28 protein-coding genes are annotated in these 26,615 nt (G+C 56.3%); 12 read left to right on the top strand and 16 right to left on the bottom strand.

Annotated features, from left to right (window positions below; translation table 11 throughout):
• Positions 1–2: 2 nt before the first annotated feature.
• The 3 genes from GOV85_RS10755 to GOV85_RS21705 form a co-directional block, all read right to left on the bottom strand.
• The gene (locus tag GOV85_RS10755) at positions 3–815 is read right to left on the bottom strand and encodes an alpha/beta hydrolase (protein ID WP_245222955.1); all 813 of its coding nucleotides are present in this window, start codon (positions 813–815) and stop codon (positions 3–5) included.
• A 473-nt stretch (positions 816–1,288) separates the two neighbouring features.
• The gene (locus GOV85_RS10760; protein WP_171177857.1) at positions 1,289–1,954 is read right to left on the bottom strand and encodes a hypothetical protein; all 666 of its coding nucleotides are present in this window, start codon (positions 1,952–1,954) and stop codon (positions 1,289–1,291) included.
• 15 nt (positions 1,955–1,969) lie between these two features.
• Positions 1,970–2,092 carry a hypothetical protein gene (locus GOV85_RS21705; RefSeq protein WP_256368547.1) on the bottom strand — a complete coding sequence of 41 codons (123 nt, stop codon included), beginning with the start codon at positions 2,090–2,092 and terminating at the stop codon, positions 1,970–1,972.
• A 221-nt stretch (positions 2,093–2,313) separates the two neighbouring features.
• Between GOV85_RS21705 and GOV85_RS10765 the strand changes: the two genes are divergently transcribed.
• On the top strand, positions 2,314–2,943 hold the full coding sequence (locus tag GOV85_RS10765) for a LysE family translocator (RefSeq protein ID WP_171177859.1): 630 nt from the start codon (positions 2,314–2,316) through the stop codon (positions 2,941–2,943).
• Positions 2,944–2,950: 7 nt separating this feature from the next.
• Here the strand turns inward: GOV85_RS10765 and GOV85_RS10770 are convergent, their stop codons facing one another.
• Entirely contained in the window at positions 2,951–3,124 is a 174-nt protein-coding gene (locus GOV85_RS10770; protein ID WP_171177861.1) for a hypothetical protein, read from the bottom strand.
• A gap of 326 nt (positions 3,125–3,450) precedes the next feature.
• On the opposite strand from GOV85_RS10770, the gene GOV85_RS10775 reads away from it, so the two are divergent.
• Together GOV85_RS10775 and GOV85_RS10780 are read left to right on the top strand one after the other, a co-directional pair.
• Positions 3,451–3,990, top strand: coding sequence for an adenine phosphoribosyltransferase (locus tag GOV85_RS10775; RefSeq protein WP_171177863.1), 540 nt, complete (start codon positions 3,451–3,453; stop codon positions 3,988–3,990).
• 170 nt (positions 3,991–4,160) lie between these two features.
• Positions 4,161–4,643, top strand: a complete 483-nt coding sequence (locus tag GOV85_RS10780; RefSeq protein ID WP_171177866.1) for a fasciclin domain-containing protein — start codon at positions 4,161–4,163, stop codon at positions 4,641–4,643.
• 37 nt (positions 4,644–4,680) lie between these two features.
• Here GOV85_RS10780 and GOV85_RS10785 read toward each other — a convergent pair whose 3' ends face one another.
• From GOV85_RS10785 to coxB, 11 genes are all read right to left on the bottom strand, one after another.
• Positions 4,681–6,096: an FAD-binding oxidoreductase gene (locus GOV85_RS10785; RefSeq protein WP_171177869.1), complete on the bottom strand. Its 1,416-nt coding sequence runs from the start codon at positions 6,094–6,096 to the stop codon at positions 4,681–4,683.
• Positions 6,097–6,134: 38 nt separating this feature from the next.
• A complete protein-coding gene (locus GOV85_RS10790) occupies positions 6,135–6,953 on the bottom strand; it encodes an MBL fold metallo-hydrolase (protein WP_171177871.1) in 819 nt (272 codons plus the stop codon).
• Between the two features lie 102 nt (positions 6,954–7,055).
• Positions 7,056–7,640, bottom strand: coding sequence for a GNAT family N-acetyltransferase (locus GOV85_RS10795; protein WP_171177874.1), 585 nt, complete (start codon positions 7,638–7,640; stop codon positions 7,056–7,058).
• Positions 7,640–8,902, bottom strand: coding sequence for a pitrilysin family protein (locus tag GOV85_RS10800; RefSeq protein WP_171177876.1), 1,263 nt, complete (start codon positions 8,900–8,902; stop codon positions 7,640–7,642). The genes GOV85_RS10795 and GOV85_RS10800 overlap by 1 nt, the downstream gene beginning before the upstream one ends.
• Complete coding sequence (thrC, locus tag GOV85_RS10805) at positions 8,899–10,287, bottom strand: threonine synthase (protein ID WP_171177878.1); 1,389 nt, start codon at positions 10,285–10,287, stop codon at positions 8,899–8,901. The genes GOV85_RS10800 and thrC overlap by 4 nt, the downstream gene beginning before the upstream one ends.
• Complete coding sequence (locus tag GOV85_RS10810; RefSeq protein WP_171177880.1) at positions 10,284–10,961, bottom strand: SURF1 family protein; 678 nt, start codon at positions 10,959–10,961, stop codon at positions 10,284–10,286. Before GOV85_RS10810 ends, thrC begins: the two co-directional genes overlap by 4 nt.
• A gap of 155 nt (positions 10,962–11,116) precedes the next feature.
• On the bottom strand, positions 11,117–11,932 hold the full coding sequence (locus GOV85_RS10815; protein WP_171177882.1) for a cytochrome c oxidase subunit 3: 816 nt from the start codon (positions 11,930–11,932) through the stop codon (positions 11,117–11,119).
• Between the two features lie 22 nt (positions 11,933–11,954).
• Positions 11,955–12,530 (bottom strand): cytochrome c oxidase assembly protein, encoded by a 576-nt coding sequence (locus GOV85_RS10820; protein ID WP_171177884.1) that lies wholly within the window; start codon positions 12,528–12,530, stop codon positions 11,955–11,957.
• Positions 12,530–12,691, bottom strand: coding sequence for a hypothetical protein (locus tag GOV85_RS10825; RefSeq protein WP_171177886.1), 162 nt, complete (start codon positions 12,689–12,691; stop codon positions 12,530–12,532). The genes GOV85_RS10820 and GOV85_RS10825 overlap by 1 nt, the downstream gene beginning before the upstream one ends.
• Positions 12,688–13,638 carry a heme o synthase gene (gene cyoE / locus GOV85_RS10830; protein ID WP_171177888.1) on the bottom strand — a complete coding sequence of 317 codons (951 nt, stop codon included), beginning with the start codon at positions 13,636–13,638 and terminating at the stop codon, positions 12,688–12,690. The genes GOV85_RS10825 and cyoE overlap by 4 nt, the downstream gene beginning before the upstream one ends.
• 89 nt (positions 13,639–13,727) lie before the next feature.
• Positions 13,728–14,639: a cytochrome c oxidase subunit II gene (gene coxB / locus GOV85_RS10835; RefSeq protein ID WP_171177890.1), complete on the bottom strand. Its 912-nt coding sequence runs from the start codon at positions 14,637–14,639 to the stop codon at positions 13,728–13,730.
• Positions 14,640–14,815: 176 nt separating this feature from the next.
• Between coxB and tldD the strand changes: the two genes are divergently transcribed.
• The 5 genes from tldD (at position 14,816) to GOV85_RS10860 (ending at position 21,821) form a co-directional block, all read left to right on the top strand.
• Positions 14,816–16,237 (top strand): metalloprotease TldD, encoded by a 1,422-nt coding sequence (gene tldD / locus GOV85_RS10840; protein WP_171177892.1) that lies wholly within the window; start codon positions 14,816–14,818, stop codon positions 16,235–16,237.
• 238 nt (positions 16,238–16,475) lie between these two features.
• On the top strand, positions 16,476–17,600 hold the full coding sequence (gene dprA / locus GOV85_RS10845; RefSeq protein ID WP_171177894.1) for a DNA-processing protein DprA: 1,125 nt from the start codon (positions 16,476–16,478) through the stop codon (positions 17,598–17,600).
• A 180-nt stretch (positions 17,601–17,780) separates the two neighbouring features.
• Positions 17,781–20,399, top strand: coding sequence for a type I DNA topoisomerase (topA, locus tag GOV85_RS10850; protein WP_171177896.1), 2,619 nt, complete (start codon positions 17,781–17,783; stop codon positions 20,397–20,399).
• A gap of 91 nt (positions 20,400–20,490) precedes the next feature.
• The gene (locus GOV85_RS10855) at positions 20,491–21,195 is read left to right on the top strand and encodes a CoA transferase subunit A (protein ID WP_171177898.1); all 705 of its coding nucleotides are present in this window, start codon (positions 20,491–20,493) and stop codon (positions 21,193–21,195) included.
• Positions 21,195–21,821 (top strand): 3-oxoacid CoA-transferase subunit B, encoded by a 627-nt coding sequence (locus GOV85_RS10860; RefSeq protein WP_050603192.1) that lies wholly within the window; start codon positions 21,195–21,197, stop codon positions 21,819–21,821. The genes GOV85_RS10855 and GOV85_RS10860 overlap by 1 nt, the downstream gene beginning before the upstream one ends.
• 36 nt (positions 21,822–21,857) lie before the next feature.
• On the opposite strand, the gene GOV85_RS10865 is transcribed toward GOV85_RS10860, so the two are convergent.
• On the bottom strand, positions 21,858–22,724 hold the full coding sequence (locus GOV85_RS10865; RefSeq protein ID WP_171177900.1) for a lytic transglycosylase domain-containing protein: 867 nt from the start codon (positions 22,722–22,724) through the stop codon (positions 21,858–21,860).
• Between the two features lie 353 nt (positions 22,725–23,077).
• Between GOV85_RS10865 and GOV85_RS10870 the strand changes: the two genes are divergently transcribed.
• From GOV85_RS10870 to GOV85_RS10885, 4 genes are all read left to right on the top strand, one after another.
• Positions 23,078–23,308: a Flp family type IVb pilin gene (locus tag GOV85_RS10870; protein ID WP_171177902.1), complete on the top strand. Its 231-nt coding sequence runs from the start codon at positions 23,078–23,080 to the stop codon at positions 23,306–23,308.
• 309 nt (positions 23,309–23,617) lie between these two features.
• Entirely contained in the window at positions 23,618–23,857 is a 240-nt protein-coding gene (locus GOV85_RS10875; RefSeq protein ID WP_171177904.1) for a hypothetical protein, read from the top strand.
• Between the two features lie 276 nt (positions 23,858–24,133).
• Complete coding sequence (gene cpaB, locus GOV85_RS10880; protein ID WP_171177906.1) at positions 24,134–25,015, top strand: Flp pilus assembly protein CpaB; 882 nt, start codon at positions 24,134–24,136, stop codon at positions 25,013–25,015.
• Positions 25,016–25,208: 193 nt separating this feature from the next.
• Positions 25,209–26,615: a type II and III secretion system protein family protein gene (locus GOV85_RS10885; RefSeq protein WP_171177908.1), complete on the top strand. Its 1,407-nt coding sequence runs from the start codon at positions 25,209–25,211 to the stop codon at positions 26,613–26,615.

Genomic DNA, 26,615 nt, shown 5'->3' on the forward strand with positions numbered 1-26,615 from the left:
AATCAGTACTGTGGCAGGCGGTCTTGAACGGTCTGCCACAGGCCGTATGACCACAACTCGTTGTGGGTTCCGCCGGGAATCAAGAAAAACTCGACCCTCTCGCCGCCCATCTTGGCAAGGCGCGCGCCGTGATGCACTGGAACGGTTTGATCACCTGTGCCGTGGAAGATCAACGTCGGCACCTCGATTGTCCCGATGATGTCGCGGGTGGCAAACTGGTCGTGCATCAGGGCCGATACCGGCAGCCACGGATAGCGTTCCGCCGCCACATCTACGGTTGCAGTGAAGGGCGCTTCCAGCACCAACATCGTGGCTTCGGGTCGTTGTGCCGCCACTTGCGCCGCGACCGCCGTACCGAGGCTTTGGCCGTGCAAAACAACCGCCTCTCCGGCGTCGTAAAGTTGGTCAAACAGCTCCAATCCGTCCGAAACCAAGGTCGCTTGGGAAGGTGTGCCTGTGCTGCCGGGGTATCCGCGATAACTGGGTGCCAGCAGCCCATACCCGCTGTTCAGTATCTCACGCAACCTGTCCGCGCGGTCACCCAAATTGCCGCTTTGGCCGTGAAGGAACAATACGGTCGGTGCACCTTGAGTGGCCGCGGGCGCTGCCCAGACGGTCAGTTCTGTCCCATCCTCCATGGACTTCGTCATGACATCGATATCGACCAATCCGACAGAGGCAGGCTCGGGAAGTACTCCCGAAGGTTTGAACAGCAGCGCGCGCTGGTTCAGATACATGTACCCGACCACAGCGGCGTAGAGCGTTGTGATCAGAACAATGGATACAATGCCCGCGATTTTCCATCGGCTGGTCATCAGACCCGTCCTGGGAACCTTACCGGGAGTTGCGTATTCGCTATGTTCCATCACAGCCTCATTTAGACTTGTTCGCACCATAGACTGGTAGAGGGCGTTTGCAATTCAAGGAAGATGGAGGAGACTTAATCTTGGCTTTAAGGCGAACCTAGCTGGCGTTGAATCGGAAGCTTCCTCCGCAGAACGCATCAATTAGCCGGGAACGAATACGCCCGGCGTCAAAAGAATGGGATTGCTTACTGGACAGGGATGCATTCTGTCCTCGGACAACTGGATTGAGCCTCGAAATGGTCAATGGCCTACTCGCCAACTGGGATCAAGCACGCGTCTGGCCTGCATGGCAGCGATCAGGCAACGGAATAGCGATACTATCCAAGCCGGATCAGCGCCAACTGGCGTTGGTAGCCAAGCTAGATGAAATCACAGGGCGGTCGTTTAGTCCCAGTTTGAGGCAATCAAGGGAATGCTTGCGACTAATGGATACGCACGATACCCCATTCGTCCTTGGACCGCGTCAACCAACCGGGATTGAGTACTGATTTGACCGGCACCGGCGCTTGGCATTCTGGTTCGCATCCGCTGAAGATTATCGACGTTTGCGACAATTGCACCATTTCCATGTCGTCAAGGGCCTCCTGATCGAAGAACAGTGTTTCGACCAAGAATACCGAAAAGTTCGGATCCCTGGCTAATTCCTCGACCTTTGAACGGCAGGACTCATCGAATGATGTACCGTTCTTTGCCTTCCAGAATTGTTTCTGGAATTGCCATTTGGCGTCAGCACCAGAGATCTGCATGGCTTCACCAATCTTGTCGCCGACATATTCCGTGATGGAATCCCATGCACCGTTCCAACCTAGGGCAATCAGACTTGAACTGTGGATCGAAACCGGATGCGGCCCAACTTGGTTGCCACCGACAACAAGTTCACAAATCATCTGTGGTTCGAATTCTTCCGAAATGTGGTTATACGCAAAGGCACCACCCAGCACCGGACCGTTCAACTGACCTTCGGATACGCTGAACTTCTGATACCGCAAATCCGATTCGTTGGCGTTGAACAGGAGTGCTTTACCAGCACCAAACGCAGCTAAACCAACAACGACGACGGCGGCGTACCGCAAATTGAATTTAGGCATGTCATATCCTCTGAACTAGTTCTGAGGATTGGGGCAGCACAGGTCTCCGCCGCAATTAAAGTAGCCGTCCGGGCACGCAGAGGCGACAGTCGGGATCAGCAATATGCCCAACAGAAAAACGGAAACGATAAGTTTCATGACGAACCTCCTATTTTAAAATCGAAACAAAAAAATGCGGCGCAACCATAACACAAATTGAATGTTTTGTCGCGAAACTAATAAAACCCGAGTAAGCATTTGAGTATTTTTGTGTTTCACAGCCAAGCGCGAAAGGCATGCTGCTGATACGTCGTGCATATGCGACTTGATTCCTGAAGCTGATTCTCTCAATCTCAGACCGTCAAATCAGGACTTCTGCGATGCAATTTGATCTTTGGCTGGCCTTTGTTGCCGCCTCCACCGCTTTACTGCTTATCCCCGGCCCGACCGTTTTGCTGGTGCTTAGCTATGCCCTGTCCAAGGGGCGCAGCGTCGCGGTTGCTTCGGCGACCGGGGTCGCTGTGGGTGATCTGGTGGCCATGACAGCCTCATTGCTGGGGTTGGGCGCATTGGTGCTGGCCTCGGCGACCTTGTTTTCGGTACTCAAATGGGTTGGGGCCGCCTATCTGGTGTGGCTCGGGATCAAACTGTTGCGCAGTGCACCTGCCGGAGGGTTAGGCACAATTGATACCGCGCGCGACGTGACTGCGCGCAATGTGTTTGGGCACGCTGCGGCCGTGACCGCGCTAAACCCGAAATCCATTGCCTTCTTCATCGCTTTTGTTCCGCAGTTTCTGCGCCCGACCGAACCGCTGGGTCCGCAATTCGCCATCCTGATCGTGACATTCGTGGGGCTGGCCTGGCTGAACGCATTAGCTTACGCGCTGTTGGCCGACCGACTGCGGCGCCTGATTGGCCGTGCGAGTGTCATATCAGCAATGACACGGTTTGGCGGGCTGACCTTGGTAGGGATGGGAGTCGCCACGGCAGTTCTACGCCGCCCGGCCTGAGGTCATTCTAATCCTCTGCGTGTTCTTTCATAAAGCCACGGATAAACCGGCGAATTTCTCGCGCGGCTGAGGTATCCAGCTCTTTACACAGTTCGACAAAAGCGTCCCGTTCGTCTTTATCCAGACGCAGGACCAACTGACTGTTTTTCTTGTTTGATCCCTTGCCGTCTTTCTTTGCCACGCGCGTTGCCCCCCAGCAGACCTTGCAATTTTCGGCGATGCATTGTATATACATAGCATAGTGATTGTCGTTATCGGGCACTTAACAACAATAAAAGGAATATGGCAATGAACCTTCATACTGCTCAGGCATTTCTATTGCGAGATCAACGCAATTGGCGCAAACCGCACCTGTCCTGGTTACCCGCTGCGCTCTATCGCTACAAAAGCTTGCCTAGGGCCATCATGACCCCTCGCTCATGAAAGTTGCGCCGGATTAGAACCTTGCGCGGGGCTGTTTGATGGGCCAAACACCTTGGTGTGTTTTGACGCTAAAAGGGTTGGCCCATGTCCAGAAACAAATCTGTCAAAGATTACATCCGAACAATTGTCGATTTTCCCCACGAAGGGATCATGTTTCGCGATGTGACAACCTTGTTTGCCGACCCCCGCGGGTTTCGGATGGCGATTGACCAGATGTTGCACCCCTATGCCGGTGAGCGGATAGACAAGGTGGTGGGGCTGGAAGCGCGGGGCTTTATCCTGGGCGGTGCGATTGCGCATCAGCTAAGCGTTGGCTTTGTGCCGATCCGCAAAAAAGGTAAGCTGCCCGGCACCACAATCAGCCAGGACTACAAATTGGAGTATGGTGAAGCGATTGTTGAGATCCACGACGACGCCATCCAACCCGGCGAAAAGATTCTGGTTGTCGATGATCTGCTGGCCACAGGCGGCACAGCGGCGGCGGGCATCAAGCTGATCGAACGGCTTGGGGGCGAGATCGTCTCATGCGCGTTCATCATCGACTTGCCCGATCTCGGAGGTCGTAAAGTTCTGGAAGAGATGGGAATGGACGTGCACATACTGTGCGAATTTGAGGGGCTCTGACACAGAAATCTTCACAAAAGCGTGATTGGACTATGAAAGCCACGCTGGCTTAGCGCGGCTTTCGGTTCCTTCAACCCACAATTCGGCGCAAAACAAGTGATCTTGCTGTGAGGATGCCGCGTACCTCGGTTGATGCTGTTTCGAGCATTCTTACCAAGGGAGACCCTCATATGTTCCGCAAATTCGCCGCCGCTGGTGTCGCCACGATCCTGTTCAGCACTACCGCTTTGGCCGACGGCCATGGCAAAGACATTGTTGATACCGCTGTTGCCGCTGGCAGCTTTGAAACTCTCGTAGCCGCCGTGCAAGCGGCCGAACTAGTTGACACGCTGAAAGGCGAAGGGCCATTCACCGTATTTGCCCCAACAGACGACGCGTTTGCGGCTTTGCCAGAAGGCACAGTCGCAGACCTGCTCAAGCCGGAAAATAAGGACCAGCTTGTTGCTATCCTGACTTACCACGTCGTACCGGGCAAAGTGATGTCCGGTGATCTGACCGATGATATGACTGCCGCAACCGTTCAGGGCGGTGATATCACAATCGATCTGGACTCGGGTGTGATGGTGAATGATGCCAACGTTGTTCAGGCTGACATCGAAACCAAGAACGGTGTGATCCACGTGATCGACAAAGTGATCCTGCCTGCGTCGTAAAACCGTTTAAAGACACGGCCCGTATCATGGGCCGTGTTCACCCTTTGAGGACCGCGCCCGGGTTCATGATCCCCTGTGGGTCCAAAGCTGCCTTGATGGCCCTCATGGCACCCAGCTTTACCGGGTCGCCATAGCGTTCAAGATCGTCCGTTTTCAAACGCCCCACCCCATGTTCAGCACTGACCGAGCCGTCAAAAGCGTCAACCAGATCATGTACAGCCTGCTTGATCGCGCCCCTTTCCGTGTCAAACTCTGATCGGCTTTGCCCTTTGGGCGGGAACACGTTGTAATGCAGATTGCCATCGCCAAGGTGTCCGAAACAATTGATCCGAAACGGTCCGAGGCCAGCAATCACCTGCCCACCTTTGCGAATAAAGTCTGGAATCCTGGAAATCGGTATCGAGATGTCATGGCTCGAAACAGATCCGATCAGGCGGTTGGCCTCGGGAATGTGTTCGCGAACCGCCCACAGATCAGCGCGCTGCGCTTCGCTTTGCGCAATCACCCCATCTTGAACCAGACCGCGCTCTTCAGCGCGGATGTAAATCTCCTCCAACGCGGCTGACGATGATTGCCCCTTTGCAAGTCCCAATTCAATCAACACGCTCCACTCTGTCGGTGTGTTGAAAGGTTGGCGAACATCCGGAAGGACATCGGTCAGGAAATCGAGTCCTTGCCGATGGATCAGCTCAAACGTACTGACAGTCTCGCCCACCTGATCTCGGGCCAGCGCCAGCAGGTCGATGGCCGCCTCGGGCGAAGCCACCTGAAACATCGCCGTGCCCTGCGCAGCAGGTTTTGGAAACAGCTTAAGGGACGCTGCCGTGATGATCCCCAGCGAGCCTTCGGCCCCGATCAAAAGGTCCCGCAGATCGTAGCCCGTGTTGTCCTTTCGCAACCGGCTCAGCCCATGCCATATCTCGCCATTGGGCAACACCGCCTCAAGCCCCAGACACAGGTCACGTGCGTTGCCATAGCGCAAGACATTAACGCCCCCGGCATTGGTCGAAAGGTTGCCCCCGATCCGACACGACCCCTGCGCCGCCAATGACAGCGGAAACAGCCGATCCGCATTCTCGGCCGCTGTCTGAACGTCTTGCAAAATGGCCCCGGCTTCGGCGATCAGGATGTTCTCGGTCGGGAAAACAGACCGAATGGCTGTCATTCGCTCCAAAGAGACCAGCAAAGGGAGTGGGCCATCTGACATCACCTGCCCGCCTACCAATCCTGTGCCACCGCCATAGGGTACAACCGGCACCCGCTCCTCCGAAGCCAACCGCACCAGTGCGGAAACCTCTTCGGCGCTGTCGGGAACAGCCAACACCCCGATCTGCCCGGAAAACCGCCCGCGCGGTTCTTCCAAATACCGTTCTTCAACGGGGCGCAGGACATCGTCGCGTATTGTCGATTGGATCAGCGCGGCAAATCGGGCATCGGCGGGGTTTAAATTCATACGTTTTCAATGCCCAAGCGACGCGGCTGCGGCAAGCCCTATTCCAAATCAATCAGATATTGCGGCTCCAGAACAATCACCGTAGGTCGGTCGGGAAGATCGCGAAGCGAGACAGTGATTTCCGAAACACCGTTGCGTTCAACCGGAAAAGTATCCCGAATATCAACAAGGAACCGGTCAAGCGAGAATCCAGAAAACCAGTGCATCGGAATGATGACAGAACTTTTCAGTCGCTTCAGAACCGAGATCATGTCTGGCAAGGGCATTGTCGTCCCGCCATCAACCGCAGCCATTACAACATCCAGCCGCCCCAACGCGGCGAACTGCTCGTCTGACGGCACATGATGCAAATGCCCCAGATGACCGATACATAGCCCTTCAACCTCGAACACGAAGATCGAATTGCCCCGTTCTTCGACACCGCCATAAGCCGAACGAATATCGGTCGAGACATTCCGCACCAGCATCTCACCCAGATCAAGATGATGCTCAATGCCCTGACCAAACTCACCCCATCCCGGCAGAACATGTGGGATCGCCGGATCGGGATGGGCCGTCCAATGCGTGCTGTGGGCATGGTTCATCGTCACCACATCAGGGATCAAATCCGCACTGCCGATAAAACCGGTGAAATCGGTGACTGCATTCAACCCGCCCCGCGTCTGGATCAGAAACGACGCGTGCGCGATATAGCTGATCCGCACAGAAAATTCCGGCACCGGATCTTGCCACGCAGCTTTGTGAAGGTACTCAATCCCCGGCGCGGCATCAGCAATGGCGATGCAATGGCTTGGCCGCCGCTCTTGCGCTGCAGCTCCACCAGAAATCACCATCAATGCCGCAACCAACCAGCGCATAACTTAACTTTAGCGCAGAACACGCCCAAGTCATGCCCCTTGTTCATCTGGCGCCAAATACCTCGGGGGAGGCGCGGCCTGCCGCGACGGGGGCAGAGCCCCCTAACCCGCGTCGGTCTTTCCGCGCCTGTCGGACCGCAGGCTTGCATACAAAACATGCGTTCGCCATCGTCCGTTGATCTGCAGATAGGACTGCGCCACACCTTCGTATTTGAAGCCAGAGCTTTCCAGCAACCCGCGCGATGCCCGGTTTTCAGGCAAACAAGCGGCTTCGATCCGGCTCAGGTCCAGCCGAGTAAAGGCGTGATGGACCATGGCACCAATTGCCTCGCGCATGTAACCTTGGCGGGCAAAAGCTTGACCGGTCCAGTATCCTAAGGTTCCGGCCTGCGCGGGACCACGCCGAATGTTGTCCAGCGTGATGGCCCCAACCAGCGCGTCGTCTTCGCGACGAAAAAGGAACAGAGGTATCGCAGTCCCACTGGCGACCGAGCGCTGCGCCCAATAGACCCGATTGGTAAAAGACTTGCGGCTCAGGTGATCCGCTGCCCAGACCGGCTCCCACGGTGTCAGGTAATCCTTTGAAGCCCGCCGCAATGCGCACCAGGTATTGAAATCGGAATGTACAGGCGGGCGCATGCTGAGCCGCGCGGTTTCGAGTTTCAGCTTGCGTCTGCCCAACAGCATCACGCCGCCCGCCTCTCCTGCAGTTCGGTCAAGCTCGGCGCGCCAGCCACAGGCCCATAAAGCGCCAGAGCTGCCGGAGCCTGTACAGCCATGGTTTCTGCAAATGCTTTCACATCTTCGGTGCCGACCGCATCAATCTTGGCAACGGCATCCTCTAGCGAAGGCACCCTGCCCCAGATCTGCACCAGCCGCGCCAGACGTTCGGCCCGGTTTGAAGGGCTTTCCAATCCCATCAGCATCCCGGCCTTCATCTGAGCACGGGCGCGGGCAACCTCTTCCGCGCTCATGTCCTCGGCCGCGCGCTTCATCTCATCAATGGTGATTGTCGCCAACTCACCAACCTGATCCGCCGAGGTTCCCGCATAAATCGTGGTTGTACCAGTATCAGCGTAAGCACCGGTCTGAGCAAAGATTGTGTAGCACAGCCCGCGCGTTTCTCTCACCTCCTGGAACAAACGCGAGGACATGCCGCCGCCCAAAGCCGTCGAATAAATCTGCGCCGTATAAATCGCATCGTCGCGGTACCCGGGGCTTTCCAGCGCCAGGGCAAAGTGCGCCTGCTCCAACTCTTTCTCTTGCCGTGCCTCACCCCCGGTGAACCGTGCAGCGTCCGGGATCAGGCCCTTGCGCGGTTGCAGATGGCCAAACATCTCTTCGGCCATTTTCATCAGCGCATCGTGATCCACGGCACCGGCAGCCGACAGGATCATCTGCTCGGGGCCATAATGCTCGGCTACAAAGCCCGACAGATCCTCGCGTGAAAACGCACTGACCTTTTCAGTTGGCCCCAGAATAGTGCGGCCCAGGGGTTGGTCGTGATAGCTCTGCTCTTGCAGCCAGTCAAAGATCACGTCGTCCGGCGTGTCATAGGCCTGACCGATTTCTTGCAGGATCACCCCACGCTCGACCTCGATCTCACGCGGATCGAAAACCGGGTTCAGAACGATGTCGCCGATCACATCCATGGCCAGCGCGACGTCGTCTTTGAGAACACGCGCGTAGTAGGCCGTCACCTCGCGCGAAGTATAGGCGTTGATATAGCCGCCCACATCCTCGATCGCTTCAGCGATTTGCAGCGCAGAACGACGCTCGGTTCCCTTGAACGCCATATGTTCAAGGAAATGCGCGATGCCGTTTTGTTCGATCCGCTCATGCCGCCCACCGGCGGTCACCCAGATGCCGATGGCCGCTGATTGCAGCCCCGGCATATGTTCACTGACGATACGAAAGCCGTTCTTCAGTTGGTCTTGTCTGACTGTCACTCAGCGATATGCCTTCTGATATGATCCTCAAGGGTACCCAGTTCGTTTGCAATGCGGGTCACCCGTTCCGAACGTTCATACAGATCAGACATGCGGGATGGAAGAGGCGGATGTTCGCCGCTTGCCTTCTCGACCGCCGCCGGGAACTTGGCGGGATGCGCCGTTGCCAAAGTGATCATAGGTGTATCGGCGGCGCGGTGGTCTTCCCCAACCTTGACCCCAATAGCGGTGTGGGGGCAAACCAGCTCCGCACTATGCGCCAGCGTATGCTTGATCGTTTCCAGCGTCTCGTCTTCGGACATGCGACCCGAATCGAAACTCTCGCGCAGTGCCTCCATCGCGCCCTGGCTGACGTTGAAGCCACCATTCTTGAGCTCATCCATCAGCTGCGCCACAGCGCTACCGTCCTCGCCATAGGCGTAATACAGAGCCCGCTCAAAGTTCGAGCTGACCTGAATATCCATCGACGGGCTGATCGAGGGGATGGTTTCGCCCTTGAAATATCCCTCGCCCGACAGACAACGATGCAGAATGTCATTCTGGTTGGTTGCCACCACCAAACGGTCGATGGGCAGGCCCATACGTTTGGCCAGATAACCCGCGAAAATATCTCCAAAGTTCCCGGTCGGCACGGTGAAGCTGACCTTGCGATGCGGCGCGCCGAGACTGACGGCGGCAGAGAAATAATAGACAATCTGCGCCAGAACGCGGGCAAAGTTGATCGAGTTCACACCCGCCAGTTTCACCCCATCGCGGAAATCAAAATCGTTGAACATATCCTTCAGCGCGGCCTGGCAATCGTCGAAGTCTCCGTCGACGGCCAGAGCGTGAACATTGCTGTCCGCAGGCGTTGTCATCTGACGGCGCTGCACCTCGGATACACGGCCATGCGGAAACAGGATAAACACGTCTACCGCATCCAGCCCCCGGAAAGCTTCGATAGCGGCAGAACCCGTATCACCGCTGGTCGCACCCACGATGGTTACACGGTCGCCACGGCGTTTCAGAGCCACCTGGAAAAGTTGGCCAATCAACTGCATGGCAAAATCCTTGAAGGCCAGTGTCGGGCCGTGGAACAGCTCTAGCAGAAAATGGTTTTCGTTGAGTTGCTTCAGAGGCGCGCGGGCGTCGTGGCCGAAACCCTCATAAGCGCGGGCGATGATCGCCTTGAACTCTTCCTCGGTAAAGGAGCCGCTGACATAGGGCCACATCACGCGAAAAGCGATCTCTTCATAGGGCAAGCCCGCCAGCGCCGCGATCTCGTCTTGCGACATCACCGGGATCTCGGCGGGCAAGTACAAGCCACCGTCGCGGGCCAAACCCGTCAGCATCGCCTCTTCAAAAGTCAGTTCGGGCGCCTGCCCACGGGTCGAGATGTATTTCATATCGTGTCACTCTCAGAATTGGCACGGCTGCGCCATAGGAAGTACCCGGTCATTGCGGCCCAGACCAGAGCCAGACCAAACCAGGTGATTGCATATTGTAGGTGATCGTTGGGAATGCCCGCCGTATCTACCGGCAAAGGCGTAATGTTTGGGTCCGTTTCCGACCGGGCGATCAGAAGCACAGGTTCGGCACCCAAAGCTGCGGCCAAGTTCGGCACGTCGCGAGCAAACCAGATATTGGCGTCAATATCGGCTTCGGGCGTATAGCTGTCGATCTCGTCCGGCCAGTGCAAATTACCGGTGATCTTCATCGGGCCAGTCAATCGCTTTGCGTCTTTGGCAGTTGTTGGAACAAAGCCCCGATCCACCAATATTGTGCGGTCCCCGGCGGTGAAAGACTGAATGATGCGGTACCCTGCGCCAACCTGCTTTACGGAAACCAGAACGTGGATTTCCCCGGGCTCCATATCGCCCGAAATGGTGACTGGCAGGTATTTGTCAGCGTCTTCTGACACCTGCGCTGGTAAGTCCACAGGATCCGCCGAGATACGGCTTTCAATCTCGGCCAACACCTCTTGTTTCCATGACAGACGCTGCACCTGCCAAATGCCCAGCGACAGCAGCACACCCAAACCGGCAAGGCCGAAGATCAGCAGAAACAGAATGCGGCGCATGGCAGGATCAAACCTCGTTGCAGGAACCGGCGTCTTGTTAAGGGCGGAGCGGTCGAAAACGCAACCACACAATTGTATTGGGTGCAATCTTGCACCGGGAAAAGCAAAAAGCCGCCCCCAGGGGCGGCTTTCGCAATCGGCTCATTTGACCGGTTTTACATCAGCGGAGCTTGGCCCCAGATGTAGACGGCAAAGAACAGGAACAGCCAGACTACGTCAACGAAGTGCCAGTACCAGGCCGCGGCTTCAAACCCGACGTGCTTCTCGGGTGTAAAGTCACCCTTAAGCGCCCGTATCAGACAGACAGTCAGGAAGATGGTGCCGATGATCACGTGCGCGCCGTGGAAACCGGTTGCCATGAAGAAGTTCGAATAGAACTGATCACCACCGAACTCCCAGCCTTCATGGGCCAGCAGCTCGTAATATTCATAACCCTGCAGGAAGGTGAACAGCACGCCCAGAACGATACCGATGGCCAGACCGTTTATAAGCGCCTTGCGGTCATTGTCATGCACCAGCGCATGGTGGGCCCATGTGATCGCGCAGCCCGACAGCAGCAGGACCAGAGTGTTGATTAGCGGCAGGTGGAAAGGGTCAACCGCGTGGATGTCTGGCTGAATGTATTCGGTGCCCGCATAGTCATACATCGGGTACATGCGATGCTTGAAGAACGACCAGAACCAGGCGAAGAAGAACATCACCTCGGACATCACAAACAGGATGAAACCATAGCGCAGGCCGATGCGGACGACAGGTGTGTGATCGCCCTGACGGCTTTCAACAACCACTTCAGACCACCAGGCGAACATGGTGTACAGCACCGCGACCAAGCCAGCCCAGAACATCCACGGCGTAATGCCATGCATCCAAAGGACGGCTCCGAGCAGCATCACAAAGCCACCGACGGCTCCGATCAGAGGCCAGATCGACGGGGCCAGAATGTGATAATCGTGGTTTTTAGCGTGTGCCATCAGCGTCCCTCACCTACAGGCGTTAGTTCGTGTTTGTTTCTGCCTGCGTTTCAAGGGCGGCATAGCCCTCGGGCAGGTCGATTTCGTAGAATGTATACGACAGAGTGATCGTATGAACATACTTTGCTTCAAGATCCTCGACCAGTTCCGGGTCGACGAAGAAAGTTACTGGCATTTCAACCCGTTCGCCGGGTTGCAGCACCTGCTCTTCAAAGCAGAAACAGGCGATTTTCTGAAAATACCCACCGGCCGAATATGGGGCAACGTTGTACGAGGCCTGCCCCGCGATGGGCCGGTCGGTTGGGTTATATGCTTCGTAGAATGCCAGACCGGTCTCGCCGATGCGCACTTCCATCTCGCGTTCAATCGGCTTGAACTCCCACGCCATGCCTTTGGCCTTGGACGCGTCGAACCGAACGGTGATGGTGCGGTCCAGAATGTCTTCGGGCGCTGCTTCGGCTACACCCGTGGTGCCGCCAAACCCCGTCACCCGACAGAACCAATCATAAAATGGCACAGCCGCCCAGGCCAAGCTGCCCATCAGAACAACCACACCCACAGTCTGAACAACCGTTTTCTGGGGACCAGTCAATGCCATCAGTTCTGAACCTCCTGTGTTGCCATACCGAAATCCGTGCCCGACACCTTTACGACCGTCAGCCCAAAAATGATCACGATAAAGGCGGCCAGTGTCAGGCCAACCCCCAGATTGCGGCTGAATCGCCGTTGGTGCAGCTCGTGGTTCTTTCGAAGGCTCATGACCAGCCTCCCAACCCATAGGGTTTCAGCAACGCCTCAACCAGAATGGCGCCGAAATGCAGGAAGAGGTAGAGCAGCGAAAGCTTGAAAAAGCTGCGCTCGACCTTGAAATTGTCGGCTTCCGAGTCCTCCTCGGTCCGGCGTGAAATCCGCCATGCTCCGTGTAGGAACAGCGCGTTCAACACCAAAGCAACGGTCAGGTAAACTGGGCCACCGATACCAGAGAATGCGGTTCCCAATGCCAAAATGGCCAGCAGAGCCGTGTAAACCAGAATATGCACCCGCGTCGCACGGCGACCATGCGTCACGGTCAGCATCGGGACACCCGCGTCGTCGTAATCTGAGCGCATGAACAGAGCCAGCGCCCAGAAATGCGGTGGCGTCCACATGAAGGTCAGGGCGAACATCAGCCAAGGTTCAACTGACATCGATCCGGTTGCCGCAACCCAACCAATGACGGGCGGGAAAGCGCCTGCGGCGCCACCGATCACGATGTTCTGCGGCGTCGAACGCTTCAGCCACATCGTGTAAACGACAACGTAGAAGAAAATGGTGAAGCCCAAAAACGCGCCTGCAAACCAGTTGGTTGCGAGACCCAGCATGATCACCGAAAGGCCCGAAAGCGCTAGCCCAAGCGCCAGCGCCTCACCCTCTTCCACTTTGCCGGAAGGGATCGGACGACCCTTGGTGCGTTTCATAACGCGGTCGATATCCGCGTCCCACCACATGTTCAAAGCGCCAGAGGCACCGCCTCCAATGGCAATGAACAGAATGGCGCAAAAACCCACAAACGGATGCACGGAAACAGGTGCCGCCAGCAAACCCACCAGCGCCGTGAAAACAACCAGAGACATCACGCGAGGCTTCAGCAGGGCGAAGTAATCGCCAAAGCTGGCCTCGTCCGCCTGAGCGGTCGCAGTGCTGGCATTGATACTTGCGTCGGTCATTTCCGGTCCCTTTGGGCGAAAGCTGCGCGATCACGCGCGCAGCCTGCGTCATGTCTTAGGCTGGGTCTACCCCGCCCATGTCGCTTCGATTAGTTCGAGGCAACCTGATAGTTTTGCGGCAGACCCGCATATTCATCGATCGCGCCCTGCAGCCATTCGTCGTAGGCTTCCTGGCTGACCACTTTGACAGTGATCGGCATATAAGCGTGGTCTTTGCCGCAAAGTTCAGAACACTGACCGAAGTAGACGCCCTCTTTCTCGGCTTCGAACCACAGTTCGGCCAGACGTCCGGGCACACCGTCCTGCTTCACGCCAAAGGACGGAATGGTCCAGGAATGGATCACGTCAGAGGCGGTAACCTGCATCACGATGACCTTGCCGACAGGTACGACAACCGCGGTGTCGGTGGCCAACAGCCATTCGTCATCGCTGTACCCGGCATCGGCCAGCTTGGCACGCATGGCGTCATCCAGAACAAACGGGGTCACGTCCGCATCTGCTGGGCGCGCACCTTCATCCAGAGTTGCCGGGTGGCCCAGAAGATAGCTGTCGAAGGCAAAATCGTGATCAACATATTCGTAAGTCCAGTACCACTGGTTGCCGACGACTTTGATGGTGATGTCACCTTCTGGAATTTCCTGTTGCTTGAACAGAACCGGCAGCGAGAACGCACCAATGAAGACCAGAATCAGGATCGGACCGAGGGTCCAGGCAATCTCGACCGGGGTATAGTGCGAGAACCGAGCCGGTGTCGGGTTTGCGCGCTGGTTGTAACGCACGATGCAGTAAAGCAGCAGGGCCGCAACAAACAGACAGATCACGGTGATGATCACCAGAATCATTGTGTCCAGCCGCTGAATTCCATCGGCCAAGCTTGTGGCCGCAGGCTGGAAGCCCATACCGCCGTCGACCGGCTTGCCAATAATCTCTAGCTCCTGAGCCATGGCGGGAAGGCTGGAGAGGGCTGTCATAAACCCTGAAAGCATCAAAGCATTCTTCATTTTCTGTCCTGATCGTTTGATCTTTGCGTCCCTGGCGAAAAGGTGTGAATCGGTCGCACCTCTCCCGTTGTCTTTGGCCGCGTTAAAAACCATATTCCGTCGGGTAGATAAAGCAAAATGCTTGCGTCAAACAGACGCTATTTTTGATCTGGATCAAACCCGAAAGGTCACAACTCATGTCCGACGCCCCATTTCGCCCCTTTGAAAGCGCTCTTGCGCATGACGAAGCGCTGTCTGTATTGCAATCGGCGACCGCTGGGGCCGAGGACGGAGAACTGTTTGTCGAACGTCGAAAATCCGAGTCACTGGTGTTTGATGACGGTCGGCTGCGCACCGCATCTTACGACGCTTCCGAAGGATTTGGCCTGCGCGCGGTTCAAGGGGAAGTCGCTGGTTATGCACATTCTACTGATGTTTCCATTCCCGCGCTGAAACGGGCAGCCGAGACCGCGCGGCTGGCCGTTGGGGATGGCGGCGGAACCCTTGCCGAAGCACCTCGATCCACCAACACACGTCTTTATACCGACGAAGATCCCATCGATTCTGCCGCGTTTCCTGTCAAGATCGAAACCCTGCGCGAGATTGATGCATTTGCCCGCGATCTGGATTCACGCGTTGTTCAGGTCAGCGCAATGATCTCGGCCGCCACTCAGGAGGTCGAAATACTGCGACCTGATGGAGTGATGGTGCGCGATGTTCGCCCGATGACACGCGTGAATGTTTCAGTGATCGTGGAACAAAATGGACGCCGCGAAAGCGGTTCGGCGGGTGGCGGCGGTCGCGTGGGCCTGAGCGGATTGATTGATCCGGCAGACTGGCAGGCCAAGGCCCGCGAAGCCTTGCGCATTGCGCTGGTCAATCTGGACGCGATCCCGGCTCCCGCGGGTGTGATGGAGGTGGCGCTTGGCCCCGGCTGGCCCGGGATTTTGCTCCACGAGGCCATCGGCCACGGGTTGGAAGGGGATTTCAACCGCAAAGGAAGTTCTGCCTTCGCCGGTCTGATGGGGCAACAGGTCGCTTCAAAAGGCGTAACCGTGGTCGATGATGGCACGATCGCTGACCGGCGCGGCTCGATCACTGTAGACGATGAGGGCACGCCCAGCTCACGTACGGTGCTGATAGAAGACGGCATCCTCACCGGATATATGCAAGACCGTCAGAACGCGCGTCTGATGGGCGTTGCGCCCACAGGCAACGGGCGGCGGCAAAGCTATGCGCACAAGCCGATGCCGCGCATGACCAATACAATCATGCTGGGTGGCGAGTCCGACCCAGCGGCCTTGGTCGCAGATATCAAAGACGGCATCTGGGCCGTAGGATTCGGCGGCGGTCAGGTGGACATCACCAATGGCAAGTTCGTCTTCTCCTGCACCGAAGCCTATCGCGTTGAAAACGGAAATATCGGCGCCCCGGTCAAAGGCGCGACGCTGATTGGCGATGGGCCATCCGCTTTGAAACGGATCCGGGGGCTTGGCAACGACATGGCGCTGGATCCCGGTATGGGCACCTGCGGCAAGGACGGGCAATGGGTGCCGGTGGGCGTCGGACAACCCACCGTTCTGATGGATGGACTGACAGTTGGGGGGTCGGCAACCTGAGTCGCAAAAGACCAAGTTACACGGGCGCATGGTTAACCTTGCGCCCATGCGTAAAGCGCCCAAACAGTTGAAAATCCCTTTGCATCAAAAAGGCCGATTTTTATTTTTCCTTTTATTTCATAAGCATGCTTCTGTTGGATAGAACAAGTTCGAACAAAAACACATCTAATTTTCCACGATTTACAAGCTGTTAACCCGCCCGCCTGTAAACCAGTTTTGCAACAAGGCGGAGCAACGGATGACCGAAGAGCAGCTTTCTTCCAATCACCCCCCACTCCCACCCACCACGGAAGAGGACCGGTTTTCGTGGCTTCGCCTTTTGCGTTCTCGCAAGGTCGGTCCGGCGACGTTTCGTCGGCTTCTGCGGGAACATGGCTCGGCGCAGAACGCGCTGGCCGCGTTGCCGGAAATGGCACGCGCTGCCGGAATAGAAGGGTATGAAATCTGCCCCCCCGGCGTGATTGAGGCGGAGCTCAAGGCCGCAAAAGCCGCAAAAGCGCGGCTTTTGTGCCTTGGGTCCGCCGATTTCCCAGCAGCTCTGAGTGATCTGAATGATGCGCCCCCTATGCTTTGGGCAATCGGTGACGTGTCTCTCTTGCAAAAACCTGCGGTTGCAATGGTTGGTGCACGGAATTGTTCTTCGCTCGGTGCTCGAATGGCCCGGGGTTTGGCGACTGACTTGGGCAGCAAAGGCTATGTGATTGTCTCAGGCCTGGCGCGCGGCATTGATACGGCGGCACATATAGCGACCCTTACATCCGGCACCATTGCCGTCATGGCCGGCGGCGTGGATGTCGTCTATCCAGTCGAGAATACAGAGCTGGCTCATGACATCGCTTCCAACGGGTTGCGCGTGTCGGAACAGCCGATGGGCGTGACACCGCAGGCTCGGCACTTTCCCCGCCGAAATAGGATCATCTCTGGCCTTGCGCAAGCTGTTGTCGTGGTCGAAGCCGCAGCAAAGTCTGGCAGCCTGATCACGGCACGCGATGCCTTGGATCAGGGGCGCGAGGTTCTGGCCGTACCCGGCCACCCCTTCGATGCGCGGGCCGCCGGGTGCAATCTGTTGATTCGGGATGGGGCTATCTTGGTCCGGTCCGCGGAGGACGTGGTTGAAGCCTTGCCCCACAAGGACAACCTGCCTTCACACCGCCCCCAGCAGCCACCTATCCCGGTCGCACACCCTGCCCAAGACTTACACATTCAAATCCTTGAACGACTTGGCCCCTCACCCATCGCGGAAGACCAGTTGCTGCGAGACATCGCGGCATCGGCTGGCGAGCTTGGCCCCGCATTGGTCGATCTGGAACTGGATGGACGAATCCAGCGCCAGCCCGGGGGTCTATTGTCCCTGGCAGGCTGATCGAACCACTTCCATGAAACATGGTGTCGGCCCTTCCAGAGACACGGCACCTTGAATAATGACCTGAAATTAAGGCGTTTTTCGACCTGCAAAAGGAACGCATTGACAATTCCCGCTTGCCCCACACATTTTGCACCACCATAGAAGGCGCCAAATTCGTCGAGCGAGGTTTCCCCTTAAATGCCTGTAGTTGTTGTAGAATCTCCGGCCAAAGCAAAAACAATCAATAAATATCTCGGCCCCGACTACACAGTTTTGGCCTCTTACGGCCATGTTCGGGACCTTCCACCAAAGGATGGGTCGGTCGATCCCGAGCATGAGTTTTCCATGAAATGGGAAGTTGGCAATGACAGCCGCAAACATGTCAAAGCCATCGCCGATGCCCTGAAAGAAGATAACGCACTGATCCTCGCCACTGACCCTGATCGTGAGGGCGAGGCGATCAGCTGGCACTTGCAAGAAGCTCTGACCAAGCGCCGTTCGATCAAGAAAGATACGCCGGTCAGCCGCGTAACGTTCAACGCCATCACCAAAGAAGCCGTCACCCAGGCGATGCAGAACCCGCGTCAGGTCGACATGCCGCTGGTCGAGGCCTATCTGGCCCGCCGTGCGCTGGACTATCTGGTGGGCTTCAACCTTTCTCCCGTCCTTTGGCGCAAGCTGCCCGGTGCAAAGTCCGCCGGTCGCGTGCAATCCGTCTGTCTGCGCCTGATCGTCGAACGCGAGATGGAGATCGAAGCGTTCAAGCCGGTCGAATACTGGTCGGTTAAGGCGCTTTTCGAAACACCGCGCGGCCAGACCTATGAGGCGCGGCTGGTTACTCTGGCCGGCAAGAAACTGGACAAGCACGATCTGGCCAACGCCACACAGGCGGAGCTGGCGGTTCAGGCTATCACAAGTCGGGCGCTCAGCGTCACCTCGGTCGAGGCGAAACCGGCAGCACGCAACCCCAGCGCGCCGTTCATGACATCAACCTTGCAGCAAGAGGCCAGCCGCAAGTTCGGCATGGGTGCGCGCCACGCGATGCAGGTGGCGCAGCGGCTATATGAGGCTGGCTACATTACCTACATGCGGACCGACGGTATCGATATGGCCCCCGAGGCCGTGGCCGCCACCCGCGATACAATCGCGGAGCGCTATGGCGCCGAATATGTGCCGGACAGCCCGCGCATGTACAAGAACAAGGCCAAGAACGCACAGGAAGCGCACGAATGTATCCGCCCAACGGATATGTCACGCGATGCCAAGGCCCTGAAAGTCACCGATGAGGATCAGCGCAAGCTTTATGACCTGATCTGGAAACGCACCATAGCTTGTCAGATGGCCGCCGCCCGACTGGAGCGGACCACCGTAGAGATCGGCAGCGATGACGGTCAGGTCGGCTTGCGCGCCACTGGTCAGGTAGTCATGTTTGACGGGTTCATGCGTGTTTATGAAGAAGGTCGCGACGATGTAGCCGACGACGACGAAAAGCGCTTGCCGCAGATCATGCAGGGCGATCCGGCGCGTTTTGCCAAAACCTCACTGAAAGGTCAGTTCGCGAAGGCCGAGGAAAAAGCCGCAATCCTGTCCGAAAACGAATCCGTTCTGGCGCAGCAGCACCACACGCAGCCTCCGCCCCGCTATACCGAAGCCACACTGGTCAAGCGCATGGAAGAACTTGGCATCGGTCGCCCCTCGACTTACGCCTCGATCGTGACCACGATTCAGGATCGGGAATATGTGCGCAAAGACAAAAACCGACTGATCCCCGAAGAAAAGGGCCGGATCGTCACGATCTTTCTGCTGAACTTCTTCCGTCAATATGTGGGTTATGAATTCACAGCCAATCTGGAAGAAGAACTGGACGACGTCAGCGCAGGGGACCGCGATTATAAGGACCTGCTGGGCAAGTTCTGGCACGATTTCTCGGCCGCAATTGGCGAGACGTCCGAACTGCGAATTTCCGAAGTACTGGACAAGCTGGACGAAGCGCTCGCGCCGCAGCTGTACCCGCCGCGTGAGGATGGATCGGATCCGCGGATATGCCCGAAGTGCGGCACTGGGCAATTGCACCTGAAAACCTCGCGCACGGGCGGTTTCGTCGGTTGCGGCAACTACCCCGAATGCACCTATACGCGTCCCATCGCAGGTGAAGGTGCCGAAGGGGATGAACGCTTGTTGGGCGAAGATGCGGGTGATGAGATCTGGCTGAAGTCCGGTCGTTTCGGTCCTTACGTTCAGCGCGGCGAACCCACGCCCGAGAACAAGAAGCCACCGCGCGCCTCTTTGCCGCGCGGGTGGAGCAAAGATGACATGGACCTTGAGAAAGCTCTGACGCTGCTCTCTCTGCCACGTCAGATCGGCGAACACTCTGAGGGTGGCATGATCAGCTCGAATTTCGGGCGGTTTGGCCCCTACCTGATGCACCAACTGCCGGAAGACGCAAAGCCGGTTTACGCCAATCTCAAAGACCCCAACGATGTGTTCGAAATCGGCATGAACCGCGCGGTCGAGTTGCTGGCTGAAAAACGCGCCAATCCAGGGCGCGGGCGCCGCGCGGCTGCGAAACCGTTGAAGGAGTTGGGCGAACATCCTGACGGCGGCGCCATGCAAGTTCTGGATGGTCGCTATGGGCCATATGTCAAATGGGAAAAGGTCAATGCGACCATTCCCAAGGACATCAAGCCAGAAGACGTGACGCAGGAAATGGCCATCGAACTGGTGAATGAACGCGCCGCCAAGAAAGGCACCAAGAAAAAGGCGGCCCCAAAGAAGAAGGCCGCAGCCAAGAAGGCAACCAAGAAGGCGGCGGAATAGGTAGAAATACCAACACACCCTTGGTTTCATTGACTTCCCCATGACGTGGCGGCACAACCTGCCCATCACCATGTCATTGGGGGAGTTTTCCATGAAAAAAATCTATGCCAATGCCTCTGAAGCGCTCGATGGGGTGCTGACAGATGGTATGCTGATTGCCGCGGGCGGCTTTGGCCTGTGCGGCATTCCGGAACTATTGCTCGAAGCTATTAAAGAGTCTGGCGTCAAAGACCTGAGCTTTGCATCGAACAATGCCGGTGTGGACGATTTTGGAATCGGCATTTTGCTGCAAACGAAGCAGGTCAAAAAGATGATCAGCTCGTATGTCGGCGAAAATGCTGAATTCATGCGCCAGTATCTGAGCGGTGAATTGGAACTGGAATTCAATCCGCAGGGAACCCTGGCCGAGCGGATGCGCGCAGGTGGTGCCGGTATTCCCGGCTTTTATACCAAGACAGGCGTGGGCACGGTGATCGCCGATGGCAAGGAACATAAGGACTTCAATGGCGAGACCTACATCCTAGAAGAAGGGATCTTCGCCGATCTGGCCATCGTTAAGGCGTGGAAGGCGGATGACACCGGAAACCTCGTGTTCCGCAAGACCGCCCGTAATTTCAATGTGCCTGCGGCGACCTGCGGCAAAATTTGCGTAGCCGAAGTAGAAGAGATCGTTCCGCGCGGCTCACTTGACCCGGATTCGATTCACCTGCCCGGCATCTATGTGCATCGCATCATTCAGGGCGAGCACGAAAAGCGCATCGAACAACACACCACCCGCAAGAAGGAGGAAGCATAATGCCCTGGGACCGCAATCAGATGGCCGCGCGCGCGGCAGAGGAGCTGGAAGACGGCATGTATGTGAACCTCGGCATCGGCATTCCGACGCTGGTGGCGAACTATGTTGGCGACAAGGACATCACCCTGCAATCGGAAAACGGCATGCTGGGCATGGGGCCGTTTCCTTTTGAAGGCGAGGAAGACCCAGACCTGATCAATGCAGGCAAGCAGACGATCACGGAACTGTCCCGCACGGCCTATTTCGACAGCGCCACTTCTTTTGCCATGATCCGCGGCGGCAAAATCGCTGCGGCGATTCTGGGCGCCATGGAAGTGGATGAGAAAGGCGACCTGGCAAACTGGATGATTCCAGGCAAGCTGGTGAAAGGCATGGGTGGAGCAATGGATCTGGTCGCGGGTGTCGGCCGTGTCATCGTTGTGATGGATCACACCAACAAGCACGGCGACAGCAAGGTTCTGAAAGAATGCACCCTACCCCTGACAGGTAAAGGCGTGGTCGATCGCATCATCACCAATCTCGGTGTATTGGATGTGGTCGAAGGCGGCCTGAAGATCGTCGAACTGGCCGATGGTGTCAGCGAAGACGAGATGCGCGCAGCAACACAAGCGACACTTGTTTCTTAAAAGAACAAAGGCCCGCCGAATCGAGGCGGGCCTTATTTAGTTTGAGGTCTGGAACACGCAGCCGTCAGAAATCAGATCAGGCGGGGTGGCACACAAGGCCTTTGCGATCTGGAATGCAGCCAGAACTTTGGGCACATAGTCCCGGGTTTCCGTATAGGGTGGCACACCGCTGTGTTTACGCACTGCACCTTCACCTGCGTTGTATCCGGCCAATACCAGAATCGGATCGTTCCCGAACTCTTCCATCAGCCAGTTGAGGTATTTCACCCCTCCGGCGATGTTCTGTGCTGGCTGAAGGCTGTCTTTCACCCCGAAGCGTGCCGCCGTGGCGGGCATGAGTTGCATGAGCCCCTGCGCTCCGGCAGAGCTGATCGCATCCACCCGCCCGGCGGACTCGACCGAGATCACTGCCAAGACCAGCGCCGGTGAGACATTGGTACCGACAGTCGAGCGCAGAATCTCTTTACCCTGCTGCTGAGCAATGTTCTGCAGGGTTTGAAGTCGGGGAGACCGCACACTCGTGGCTGCAAGGGCCGAGATGGCGGCATCTAAACGTCCTGCACCACCCTGACCTATCTCGGGCGAGATCCTGTCCCAGAAAGCTTTATAAGACCCTTTGGGATTACGCTTGTTTTGTGCCTCTGGAGGAATCGGCTGGGCAATTTCTGTGCGCGCAATGACATCTGGCACCGATAGGTCGGCCCCTGTGCTGGGCGCAGAAGGTTGTGTTGCATGTTCCTCCGCAGTGATTTGTACGGTCACGCGGGGGCGTTCACCCGGCTGGGGTGCTTTGATCCGTTTGTACACGCCGCGCGGTTCTACTTCGGTTGCGTCTGCATATGTGACACTCGAAACTAGAAACGCGAGTACACCGGCGCATTGGAGTGCGGTCCGGAGATTCATTTGCCTGCCTCATGTTTTCTTTTTAGGCGATTTGAACCTCGAATCTTCGCGCAAAGCCAGAAAAACAAAGCGAAATGGGGCAATTTCGCCTCATTTGACGCAATTTTGCACCGTCCAAACAGGTATGATCTGACCATTGCGTTTTTTTAATCGTTTTATTTCAGTCTCTTATGCATTTTCTAACTAAAAAGTTACGCTGCACGAAAAAAAATCTGCGTTTGGCCCAATTCCTGCCACGCACCACAGGCAAACATAGATGCATACCGAGACGGACGGGAGCGGACTGAGAGAGGAAGCTCTGGAAGACGCCGAGGTTCATTAGACTTATTTAGATCCTTTAGGAGGGACGTAACATGATCAAGTTCATCAAGAACTTCCGCAAAGACGAAGACGGCGCAGTAACAGTTGACTGGGTTGTTCTGACCGCAGCAGTCATCGGCCTGGCCGCAGTTGCTTACCAGCAGATCGAAACCGGCGCCACTGGCCTGGCAACCGGCGTGAACGAAGCGCTGAACGGCGCGGCACTGAGCACCGGCAGCAACACCACTTCGGGCGGTATCACCACCGAAGGCACAAGCAACTAAGTTGTTGACATAGAGAATTTTCGAGGCCGCGCCAGTCTGGCGCGGCCTTTTTTGTCCAGGGCGACCTGCAAACTAACTTAATGCTCACATCAAGACTAAGCAGGCAACGTCTTGGATTAGAACTTGGAAACACCCGACACCACGCGCAACCTGGCTTTGTTCCCAAAGCGCCTTTAATCTCGCGCGAAAACAGCGTTTGTCCAAGTTCAATCCTAAAAAGCCTATTATTGCCCAATTTCCGCCATTACCGCGCAATCTTTTGAATAAAAGCTGCCAGCAATATGGTTAAAATCAATTGGAGTAGAGAACATGGTCAAGTTCCTAAAACGCTTCAAGTCGGAAGAAGCGGGCGCGGTGACAGTCGACTGGGTAGTGCTGACGGCTGTTGTCATTGGCCTGTCCGGTGCGACATACCTCGTCATCAGTTCCAGTGTTGACAGCTTAGGCGGAAATGCAAACGAAGCCATGAATGCTGCCGTAGTCAGCACCGGCTCAAACAGCGCTCCTGGCGGGATCGTCACCGAGGGTACCGCGGGTGGCGGCGGTTAAATCACGCAGCTTGGTGCTTTTGGCGGCCTGAGCAAAGCAATTCCCCAAATTAAAAAACGCGACGTCCATTGGGATGTGGCGTTTTTTGCGTCAAACTCAAATGTCGGGCGAAGCTCGATAGATCATGTGCAGAATTGTGTGGATTTTGGCAGAGAAACTGACAATCAGACATATTTGTCCCACATTTCGACACAATTTGCATTTAAGGATTAGGCTGTTTCAAAGCGCCCTTGCGGCAGCTTAGTATTCGACCAAACTAAATAAAGAGGTACTCGCATGCGAGCGGTATTCGGACTTGTCCTAATTGTCGGCGTAGCTCTGGCCGGAGGCGCAGTCTATATGGCGCGCAACTATATCTCGGCTTACCAAAACGAGCTGGCCCGTCAAAGGCTTGCCGCAGAAGAGGCTCTGGCCAACGCACAGGTCGAGGTAATTCCTACGGTAACAGTATATGTGTCGAATCGCGCACTTAAGTACGGCGAGCGTCTAACGCAGGAAGACGTCCGCGCTGTGGACTGGCCGGAAAACGCGATTCCGGAAGGCACCTTCACTGAACTCACAGCTCTGTTCCCTGAAAACGGTCCTACAGAACGTTTTGTTCTGAGAACGATGGAAAAAGACGAAGCGATCATGGGCGTCAAGATTACCGAGCCTGGTGAAAAAGCTGGCCTGACCTCGCGTCTTGAAAAAGGGATGCGCGCCTTTGCAATCAGTGTTGATGTTGCGTCGGGCGTTTCAGGCTTTTTGCGCCCTGGTGATAATGTGGACATCTACTGGACAGGCTCCAGCGGCACTCTTGAAGGCACTGGCAACGGGGGCATTACCCGCCTGATCGAAACCAATGTACAATTGATCGCCGTTGACCAAACAGCGGGGTCCGACGTCACCAACACAACGATCGCACGGACCGTCACAGTTGCGGTAACTCCGCAACAGGTCGCCGCTCTGGCACAAGCTCAAAATTCCGGCCGACTGTCACTGGCACTGGTTGGTGTAGCAGATGAATCTGTCGCATCTACGATTGAAGTTGACCAGCGCAAGCTGCTTGGCATTCAAGCTGCAGCACCGGAACCGGAACAGAAAGTAGAAGAAGTTTGCACGACCCGCATCAGACGCGGCGGCGAGATTGTCAACGTGCCTATCCCTTGCACAAATTGACGCTAATTCAGAACCTTACAAGATCAGAGCCGCGCCTAGGGTGCGGCTCTTTTTTTGTGGTTGTTGCCAATTCTCCACATAAGGAACATTCCGGAAACCATTGATTATTGCAATAAATTTGGAATTCGCGCAGTCTGCTTTGGTATAGGGCATAAGACCCAAAAAACGAGGCGTGATCGGAGAGGCAGGTCACATGACAATACGTTCCTGGATCAGCGCAACCCTGCTGGGGTTGTCGCTTGTTATTAGTCCGGTTGGCGACGCCGCCTGGGCTGAAACTTTGCGCGTGGTGAAAAAGGGTACGGTGGAAACACTGGATGTCCCTATGAACCGCGCAATCGTCGTTGAAAGCGAGCAACCGTTTGCTGAACTCAGCATTGCCAACGCAGGCATTGCGGACATCTCGTCGTTGTCGGACCGGACCATTTATGTTCTGGGTAAGGCTCCGGGCTTAACGACACTGACCCTGTTTGACGGGGCCGGCAACCTGTTAGCCAACGTCCGCGTACGCGTTTCACCCGATGTTTCGGAGTTCAAGGAGCGTCTGCGTCAGATTCTGCCTGAAGAACCCATTGAAGTTCGCACCGCCAATGATGGCATCGTGCTGTCCGGTACGGTTTCCAGCTCGGCCAAACTGTCGCGTGCACTGGAGTTAGCCGAACGCTATGCGCCTGATCGCGTCTCGAACCTCATGTCAGTTGGTGGCGTTCAGCAGGTGATGTTGAAAGTGCGCTTTGCCGAGATGAATCGGTCCGTTGCCAAGAGCTTGACCGCTTCACTGGGTTTCGGCGGCAGTGATGTGACAGGTGGTTTCAACACTCTCAACAACCAGCTTTCACTTAATAATGCCCTCAACAACAACATACCTGCGATTCAAACAAACACAGGCGCGATCCTTTTCGGGTTTGGTGCCGGTTCAACTCAGGTTCGCTTGTTGCTGGAGGCGCTTGAAAGCAAGGGGCTGGCCCGCAGCTTGGCTGAACCGAACTTGTCAGCCTTATCTGGTCAGCAAGCAACATTTTTGGCCGGTGGCGAAGTTCCGATTCCAGTACCACAGGATGAAGGCGTCATAACCATTGAATACAAAGCGTTCGGTGTCGAGATCGATTTCATCCCTCGCGTCGTAGATGGAGACCTGATCAACCTTGAAATGGCAACAGCGGTTTCAAGCATTGATCAAAGCTCTGACTTCACGCTTAACGGTGACCCCGTTCCCAGCTTCATCACGCGCCGGGCAACTACGACGATTGAACTGCGTGACGGCGAAAGCTTTGCTATAGCGGGATTGATCCAGGATGATTTTGCAGACCTGAGCAACCAAGTTCCATGGCTGGGCGACGTTCCGGTTCTTGGGGCCCTGTTCCGCAGCGCCAACTACCAGCGTGAGCAAAGCGAACTCGTTGTTATCATTACTGCGCACCTGGTCTCGCCAACGCGCGGCGAAGCGCTGGCCCTTCCAACCGACCGGGTCAAGCCGCCTAGCGAATTTGATCTGTTCGTGAATGGGCAGGTCGCACGCACTCAGCGTGCCGGTTCCGGTGGAGCATCCGAAGTTGCCAAACAAGATTTCGGCAGCTCGTACGGCTACGTCCTAGATTGA

This window comes from Ruegeria sp. HKCCA4633 (assembly GCF_013034605.1).
Lineage (GTDB): Bacteria > Pseudomonadota > Alphaproteobacteria > Rhodobacterales > Rhodobacteraceae > Ruegeria.

Coding starts and splice junctions, on each gene's coding strand:
- GOV85_RS21705 (WP_256368547.1), bottom strand. CDS start 2,092: ATGAAACTTATCGTTTCCGTTTTTCTGTTGGGCATATTGCTGATCCCG.
- GOV85_RS10765 (WP_171177859.1), top strand. CDS start 2,314: ATGCAATTTGATCTTTGGCTGGCCTTTGTTGCCGCCTCCACCGCTTTA.
- GOV85_RS10780 (WP_171177866.1), top strand. CDS start 4,161: ATGTTCCGCAAATTCGCCGCCGCTGGTGTCGCCACGATCCTGTTCAGC.
- GOV85_RS10865 (WP_171177900.1), bottom strand. CDS start 22,724: ATGAATCTCCGGACCGCACTCCAATGCGCCGGTGTACTCGCGTTTCTA.
- GOV85_RS10870 (WP_171177902.1), top strand. CDS start 23,078: ATGATCAAGTTCATCAAGAACTTCCGCAAAGACGAAGACGGCGCAGTA.
- topA (WP_171177896.1), top strand. CDS start 17,781: ATGCCTGTAGTTGTTGTAGAATCTCCGGCCAAAGCAAAAACAATCAAT.
- GOV85_RS10860 (WP_050603192.1), top strand. CDS start 21,195: ATGCCCTGGGACCGCAATCAGATGGCCGCGCGCGCGGCAGAGGAGCTG.
- GOV85_RS10855 (WP_171177898.1), top strand. CDS start 20,491: ATGAAAAAAATCTATGCCAATGCCTCTGAAGCGCTCGATGGGGTGCTG.
- GOV85_RS10885 (WP_171177908.1), top strand. CDS start 25,209: ATGACAATACGTTCCTGGATCAGCGCAACCCTGCTGGGGTTGTCGCTT.
- GOV85_RS10825 (WP_171177886.1), bottom strand. CDS start 12,691: ATGAGCCTTCGAAAGAACCACGAGCTGCACCAACGGCGATTCAGCCGC.
- GOV85_RS10790 (WP_171177871.1), bottom strand. CDS start 6,953: ATGCGCTGGTTGGTTGCGGCATTGATGGTGATTTCTGGTGGAGCTGCA.
- dprA (WP_171177894.1), top strand. CDS start 16,476: ATGACCGAAGAGCAGCTTTCTTCCAATCACCCCCCACTCCCACCCACC.
- GOV85_RS10810 (WP_171177880.1), bottom strand. CDS start 10,961: ATGCGCCGCATTCTGTTTCTGCTGATCTTCGGCCTTGCCGGTTTGGGT.
- coxB (WP_171177890.1), bottom strand. CDS start 14,639: ATGAAGAATGCTTTGATGCTTTCAGGGTTTATGACAGCCCTCTCCAGC.
- GOV85_RS10755 (WP_245222955.1), bottom strand. CDS start 815: ATGACCAGCCGATGGAAAATCGCGGGCATTGTATCCATTGTTCTGATC.
- GOV85_RS10795 (WP_171177874.1), bottom strand. CDS start 7,640: ATGCTGTTGGGCAGACGCAAGCTGAAACTCGAAACCGCGCGGCTCAGC.
- thrC (WP_171177878.1), bottom strand. CDS start 10,287: ATGAAATACATCTCGACCCGTGGGCAGGCGCCCGAACTGACTTTTGAA.
- GOV85_RS10875 (WP_171177904.1), top strand. CDS start 23,618: ATGGTCAAGTTCCTAAAACGCTTCAAGTCGGAAGAAGCGGGCGCGGTG.
- cyoE (WP_171177888.1), bottom strand. CDS start 13,638: ATGACCGACGCAAGTATCAATGCCAGCACTGCGACCGCTCAGGCGGAC.
- GOV85_RS10785 (WP_171177869.1), bottom strand. CDS start 6,096: ATGAATTTAAACCCCGCCGATGCCCGATTTGCCGCGCTGATCCAATCG.
- tldD (WP_171177892.1), top strand. CDS start 14,816: ATGTCCGACGCCCCATTTCGCCCCTTTGAAAGCGCTCTTGCGCATGAC.
- GOV85_RS10820 (WP_171177884.1), bottom strand. CDS start 12,530: ATGGCATTGACTGGTCCCCAGAAAACGGTTGTTCAGACTGTGGGTGTG.
- GOV85_RS10815 (WP_171177882.1), bottom strand. CDS start 11,932: ATGGCACACGCTAAAAACCACGATTATCACATTCTGGCCCCGTCGATC.
- cpaB (WP_171177906.1), top strand. CDS start 24,134: ATGCGAGCGGTATTCGGACTTGTCCTAATTGTCGGCGTAGCTCTGGCC.
- GOV85_RS10760 (WP_171177857.1), bottom strand. CDS start 1,954: ATGCCTAAATTCAATTTGCGGTACGCCGCCGTCGTCGTTGTTGGTTTA.
- GOV85_RS10775 (WP_171177863.1), top strand. CDS start 3,451: ATGTCCAGAAACAAATCTGTCAAAGATTACATCCGAACAATTGTCGAT.